At 57.3% G+C, this 6929-nt stretch carries 5 protein-coding genes; 3 read left to right on the plus strand and 2 right to left on the minus strand.

Annotated features, from left to right (window positions below; translation table 11 throughout):
- Positions 1-79: 79 nt before the first annotated feature.
- Positions 80-1528, minus strand: coding sequence for a sulfatase (locus tag ACF8AM_RS03675; RefSeq protein WP_392554335.1), 1449 nt, complete (start codon positions 1526-1528; stop codon positions 80-82).
- Between the two features lie 171 nt (positions 1529-1699).
- Complete coding sequence (queA, locus tag ACF8AM_RS03680) at positions 1700-2809, minus strand: tRNA preQ1(34) S-adenosylmethionine ribosyltransferase-isomerase QueA (RefSeq protein WP_392554331.1); 1110 nt, start codon at positions 2807-2809, stop codon at positions 1700-1702.
- A 564-nt stretch (positions 2810-3373) separates the two neighbouring features.
- Here queA and ACF8AM_RS03685 point away from each other — a divergent pair.
- From ACF8AM_RS03685 to ACF8AM_RS03695, 3 genes are all read left to right on the plus strand, one after another.
- Positions 3374-4891, plus strand: a complete 1518-nt coding sequence (locus ACF8AM_RS03685) for a porin (protein ID WP_392554332.1) — start codon at positions 3374-3376, stop codon at positions 4889-4891.
- Positions 4892-5040: 149 nt separating this feature from the next.
- The gene (ychF, locus tag ACF8AM_RS03690; RefSeq protein ID WP_392554333.1) at positions 5041-6132 is read left to right on the plus strand and encodes a redox-regulated ATPase YchF; all 1092 of its coding nucleotides are present in this window, start codon (positions 5041-5043) and stop codon (positions 6130-6132) included.
- Positions 6133-6235: 103 nt separating this feature from the next.
- The gene (locus ACF8AM_RS03695) at positions 6236-6817 is read left to right on the plus strand and encodes a hypothetical protein (RefSeq protein ID WP_392554334.1); all 582 of its coding nucleotides are present in this window, start codon (positions 6236-6238) and stop codon (positions 6815-6817) included.
- Positions 6818-6929 lie beyond the last annotated feature (112 nt).

The following is a 6929-nucleotide window of genomic DNA, read 5'->3' on the forward strand; positions in this document are numbered from 1 at the left end:
TCGCACGGGCAATGGCTGTCGTCGTGGACGAGGCGACGAGTTCCCTGGGCAGCCCGGACACTTATTTTGCCCGCGTTGCTCAGTAGTCCTGGCCGGTGAGGCTCTCGAGCACCGATTGTTGCCACGTCTGCAATTGGTCTGTCAGGCTTTGGGCGATCTCGGGTTGGTCGGCAAGCACATTTTGGGTCTCGTTCGGATCTGTTTGCATGTCGTAAAGTTGTTTGGAACCATCCGCGGGGACCACCAGTTTGAAGCGATCGTCCAAAATCACGCGGCCGCCGCCGAAGTCTTGCGGCTCAATTTTGGGGTGATGAAAATTGATAAAGTCACGCGTTGCATTGCCCCGCATCAACTTCACCAGCGGCGTGGTGCCCTGCTGGGCTTCCTCGGGCAGGTATGGGGCCCGTTTGGATTCTCGGCGGTGGTCGAAGCTCCAGAAGCAAATCGGTTGATTGCGTTGCTTCATTTTGCCGTCCAGCAGAGGAACCAGACTCACGCCATCGAGGGGACGTTTCGGCACTGCGACGCCAGCGAGTTCACAAAGCGTCGGCAGGATGTCCGTTGTGACGGAGGGGACCTGCGAGGTGGTCGGCATGCTGATTTTCGCGGGCCACTCAATCAATCCCGGGACTCGTATTCCACCGTCATACAGGTCTGATTTTTGTCCCCGCAGTGGTGAGGTGACGATCCCATCACCCGATGTGCCGTTGTCACCGCAGTACCACAGCATGGTGTTGTCGCGAAGTTCATTCGCGGCCAACCATTGACGCAGCGTTCCAATCGAACGGTCCATCGCCGTGATTTCCGCGTAGCGTTCGCGGAGCACTTCGCCGAGTGGCCGCCTCACCGGCAGGCCCGTTTTGTTGGAAGTCAGGCGTGTCGTCTGATTGGCGTATTGACTGGGAAGGTCATCGTACAACGCCAGGTCTTTTGGCAAGCCGCTGTAAGGTTCATGCGGAGATCCATACCAGATCACGAGAAAGAAAGGTTTGTCTCTTGGGGCCGTTTGAAGGTATTCAATCGCTCGATCGACCAGCAATTCGGAACTCTCTCCTTGGAACTGCTGGGGTGGGCCTCCGTTGTGAGACAGCCAAGGGTTGAGTTCGAAGAAATTGTCATGTGACAACCACTCGTCAAAGCCGAACGCTCCAGGGTTCGTTGGGGAGGAGGCTTTGACTGGTCCGAGGTGCCATTTGCCGAAGTGGGCAGTGTGGTAGTTCGCTTGTTTCAACAAGCTAGCAACACCGATCTCTTCCGGGCGAATCGAGTAGTTTGGCGTGAACGTTCCATAGCGGTTTGGATGCCGTCCCGTGACGACGCTGCCCCTCGTCGGAGAGCATGTCGGATGGGCAGCGTAAAAGCGATCCAGTCGCAATCCGGTCGCTGCCATTTGGTCCAGGATTGGTGTCTGCAAATGTGGGTGGCCGTTGTAACCGGTTTCGTCCCAGCCATGATCATCGCCCATCAGCAGGATGACATTGGGGGGATCTGCTGCGGGAACGTTTTCACTCCAGGTGCCGAGAATCATCGCGCTCACGGTGGCAACCAGCATCGAGAGGTGGACGGCTGTGTTTCGGCAGATCAGGAGGGAGGGCACTGGGGGGACTCCGGGGCAAGACGGACGAAGAAGGGACACGAATGTAACTGTTTCCTCCCGCGTGTGCCGCCTTCGCCTGGCGAGCATGCCCGTTCCCTATGATCACACGATCAGCATCGCGTCGCCGTAGCTGAAGAATCGGTACTCGTTCTCGATCGCCTCTTGGTAGGCACGACGAATCAAATCGTGACCGGCGAAGGCGCTGACCAGAACGAGCAGCGAACTCTTGGGCAAGTGAAAGTTTGTCATCAACGCATCGACCACGCCGAAACGATACGGTGGTTTGATGAAGATGTCGGTCGCACCTGTCCAGGTTTCCGCGATCCCGCGGCCGTTAATTTCGCTTCGGTTGGCGACGCAGCTTTCCAACACACGCACGCTGGTCGTTCCTATCGCGACGCAGCGTCCGCCGCCGCTTCTGCGATCATTGATTTGATTGACCGCGTCGCTTTCAATTCGACCCCATTCTTCATGCATTCGATGCTCGTCGATGTCATCGACTTCGATAGGACGGAAGGTGCCGATGCCGACATGCAAGGTGACTTCCGCCGTCGCGGTTTGACCTTTGGCAATTTCTTCGAGCAGTTGTCGGGTGAAGTGCAAACCGGCGGTAGGAGCCGCGACGCTGGCGGCGTCCTCGGGTTTGTCGCTGGCGAAGACGGTTTGATAGTTAATGACATCCGCATCCACCATGTGCCCATCGCGAATGTAGGGTGGGATGGGAACGCGGCCGTATCGGTCCAGCCACTTCCCTGGTTCGATCGCCTGAGGCGGACCTTCGAAAAAGTCGTTGGGAACGGGTTGAACGAGCAGGTGTCCTTGGTCGTCCCGCCCGATGACCATCAGTTCGCCACCAGCTCGAGCGTCCCGGTCATCCAAGGTGATCGTTTCGCCGGTTTGCAGGGTTCCGCGGGTTTTGGTCAGAAGTTCCCAAACCCCGGTCGCTCGATCCGATCGCAAAAACAGCCCTTGCCAGCGGCCTCCGGTTTTGGTGCGTCTGCCAAACAAACGCGCCGGGACGACCCGCGAATTGTTCATCACCATCACGTCTTCCGCTCGAAGCAGTTGCGGGAGGTCACGCACGTGGTGATGTTCAATCTCTCCGGAGGCTCGATCAACCACCATCAACCGAGCGTCGACGCGGTTTTGAAGCGGTTCCTGAGCGATGCGTTCGCGAGGCAAGTCGTAGTCGTAGAGATCGAGGGATGGCATGCGGAAGAGTGCGTCCGAGCGGGGGAATGGGGCGAGATGAATCAAGCGACCAGCATAAGGGCGTGGGGCAAATGTCGCGACCACGGCTATCGAGACCGGCTTTCCATCTCGACGGGCTTGGAAGCTCATCGGACGCGGCCGGCGTGGGGCATGCCACATCGGCCTCGCTGATGCGTCTGGTCACCAGGACGCTGGCTCGGTGGTGTTGCTGGAGACTGAATCGGAACTGGGGACGGAATCGGAAGAGGGGCGGTGCACGCTGGATCCGACTGGGCCCTCCCCCAAAAACTTCGTTTCGGGAGAGGTCCTCAAATGCTGCACCCGCTAAAACGCGGCCTTCTTAAACTGCGTGACCTCAGAGGAAAGGGGGTGTGGATGCGGTGACTTTGCGGGCACCCGAAGGGGTGGATGTGATGGCTGGCTCTGATTTGCCGATCAAGAGGATTGGATCGTCAGGTGTCATTCGGCGTGGCGCCGGTCTGCTCGTGTTGGCAGAGGGTTGAGGTGACACACGAAATGACTCGCGAGCTTTCATCGAGACAGTGTTCTATTCCAAGAACGCTGGTGGTTGCTTGCCTGGCAATCCTGTTGGGATGGAACGCCACGACGGAAAAAGTCTTGGGTCAAAACGCTTCGGCTCAAAATGTTTCGGGGCTGGACCTTTCAACGCAAGACTCAGCCAGAGGTCTGGCTGATCTGCAAAAGCAACTGGATGCTCAGCAGGCCCGAATCGACGAGCTAAAACGGCGTGTCGAGATCGCGGAAGCTCCCTTCGGTTTGTTGGCGGACGAAGACGATGACGGTTGCACTCCGGGCCTGATCGAGCGGGTTGCGTTGGCTGCGGAACAGTCTCCGCAAGCAGCATGCGATGGAACGAACGCGAAGGCATTTCGAACGCTTGACTACTACGCGGATTACGATCGCGGTTTTGTGATTCGTCCGTTTGACAAAGCGAAGCACCCGTTTGAAGTGAAGTTCAATGGCTGGGCTCAATTTCGGCATCATGCCTTTGTCACCCAAAGCGATTCTTGGACGGACAATGCGGGAGTCACCCGTCTCAAGGAAGACCGGAGTGCGTTTGACATCGAGCGTGCTCGATTGGCGATTCGCGGCCATGTGATTGATCCGAGGCTGACGTACTTTGTACAGGTGGATGGGGACACCGACGGAACTCACACGCTGGATTTTTTCGATTACTTCTGGGGCTGGCAAGCCACCGACCGATTTCAGATTCAGATGGGAAAACGAAAGGTGTCCGCCAGCCGGCAGTGGCTCCTTGGGGCGAGACACACCCGCTTCGCTGATCGACCGATGGCGAACGACTTTTTTCGTCCTGATCGAACCGTTGGCATTTTCGGGATCGGGAAGTTCGCTGAGCATGGTCATTATCAAATCATGGCCGGCAATGGGTACCGAACAGCCAACCTGCCCAATTCGTCGACCGACAATCGCTTCACGTTTGCCGCGACCAGCTACGTCGATCCGGCAGGGGATTTTGGTTCGCGGATCGTGGACTTTGAAAACACGTACGCCGCTCTTTGGCGACTTGGGCACTCAGTCGTCTATTCGCCCCAAGCGGTCCAACCCAGTGGAATCGCTTATGGGGAAGCCAACTTTGTCCGGCTCTCCGATGGCACACGTTTGACCCAGTCCGGGGCGGTTGAGCCCGGCGTGTCGGTCTCCAATTTCGACGTGTGGTTGTACGGGGTGGATTTGGCTTGGAAACGTCGCGGATGGAGCGTGACAAGCGAAGTGTTCCTACGCTGGATCACTGATTTGCAGGGCGATGGCTCGATTGCCAACGACGGGCTGTTTCAGCACGGATTTTATGTCGAAGGCGGCAAGTTCTTGATCTCAAAGCGATGGGATGTGAACCTGCGTTATTCGCGGGTCGACGGGGAGTACGGCGCTGCCAACGAATACGCGGTAGGAATGAACTGGTATCCGCTGTCCAAACCGAGTTTAAAGTTCACCCTGGATGCAACGCAGCTAGATGGAAGTCCATTGCAGAACACGACCAGCGACATCTTGGTTGGCGACGACGGAACATTGTTTCGAACCCAGTTCCAGGCAGAGTTCTGAAGTGGAGACGGGCGCAGCCGGCCTGTTCAACGCGTCATCTCGACGAATCGACTTGGAATCGCCATAACAGTGGCCGTTGCGAGGATCGCTGAATCCACGCGGTCTCTCGGCTCGCTCCCAATCTTTCCCTCAATCTTTCAGGCAACTCGATGGAAGCCGGAATCGTCGGCTTGCCCAATGTCGGCAAAAGCACCCTTTTCAACGCTCTGACGTCCAGCGTCGCGGCTCAAAGCGCCAACTACCCGTTCTGCACGATCGAGCCCAACGAGGGAATCGTCAGTGTTCCCGATTCGCGTTTGCATCGGATCACCGATTTTATCAAGCCTCAAAAGGTCATTCCTTCGGCGCTGAAGCTGGTCGATATCGCTGGCATCGTGAAGGGGGCAGCGGACGGCGAGGGATTGGGCAACAAATTCCTCAGTCACATCCGACAAGTCGACGCGATCATGCAGGTCGTGCGTTGCTTTGAGGATCCCGACGTGATTCACGTCAGTGGTCAAGTCAATCCAATCGCAGACATCGACACGATCGAAACGGAACTCGTGTTGGCCGACATGCAAACGCTGGAAAATGCCTTGGGCAAGGCACAGCGGACAGCTCGCAGCGGCGACAAAGAGGCGAAGCTTCGCGTCGCGGCGATCGAGAAGTGCAATGCCCACTTGGAAAGCGAGCAACCGCTGCGAACATTGGAATTGCCGGAAGCCGAACAGAACGCGATCAGCAGCTACGGGTTGATGACCGCGAAACCGATCCTGTACATCGCCAACGTGGATGAAAACGACCTCAACGGTGAGCACGAGTTGGTGGACAAGGTGCGTGAGCATGCAGCCACGACCGGAGCTTCGGTGGCCTGCGTTTGCGCGAAACTGGAATCAGAGATCGCTGAACTGGACGAAGAGGACCGTGCGGAAATGTTGGCGGATGTGGGCTTGGAAGAGCCATCGCTGAACGTCATCGCCCGCGAAGCTTATCGCACACTCGGATTGCAGAGTTTCTTCACAGCGGGAGAAACCGAAGTCCGGGCGTGGCCAGTTCGAATCGGTTCCACGGCTCCCCAAGCCGCGGGGGTGATCCACAGCGATTTCGAACGCGGTTTCATCCGGGCTGAGATTTACCAGTTGCCGGATTTGGAAGAATACAAAACTGAGAAAGACATTCGCCAAGCCGGTAAGCTTCGTGTCGAAGGCAAATCATACGTGATGCAGGACGGTGACATTTGTCACTTCTTGTTCAACGTTTGATCGACGTAGCAGCGGAGCGGCATCGCAGCCAAAAACATTGCCATGTTCATCCGTTGGCTGAGTTCCTGACGCTCTCACCGCCATCCCTCCTACTGACGGTTCTATGAATAAAATGTTGATTCCTATTCTCTTCGCAATCGGCACAGCCTTGTTTTGGGGCTGCTACGGTCCAACGATCGGCAATGCTCAAGCTCCGCGGGTCAACGGGGCACCGCTGTGGTCGCCTTTCAAACCTTATGTCTTCATCGGCATCGCGTACCTGGTCATCGCGATCGTTGGCGGAATTGCCATGATGAAATTCAAAGGCGACTCGTTCACGTTCTCGGGCGAGCACTTCGCGACCGTCAAATGGGGATTCTTGGCCGGTTGTTTGGGGGCGATGGGAGCGGTGTGTTTGACCACCGCGATGATGACCAGCAAAGGCAATGCATTGCTCGTCATGCCGATCGTGTTTGGCGGGGCGGTGTCGGTCTCCGCACTCGTTTCCGTGCTCCGGTTGGGAGACCACGTGCAAGTCAGTCCTGTGCTGTGGGTCGGAATGACGTTGACCGTGGTCGGCGTCGTGGTTGTGGCGATGAACACACCACACGGGCATGCACCGACCAAACCGGCGACCGAATCGAGCGAGCCGGTTGATTCGCACGCTTCGGCTCCAGCCACATCCGACGAGACGCAAGCGTCTTAGTGGTCTGTCACGACTGGTTTTTAGAGTAGTGGGCGGGGGGTCGGGGGCTGGACTGGCGGCGAAAAACAAGAAATTGAGGCACGGGCACAGCGCCCAACCCACCCATTTAGAA

Source organism: Rhodopirellula sp. JB055 (assembly GCF_043100905.1).
GTDB lineage: Bacteria > Planctomycetota > Planctomycetia > Pirellulales > Pirellulaceae > Rhodopirellula.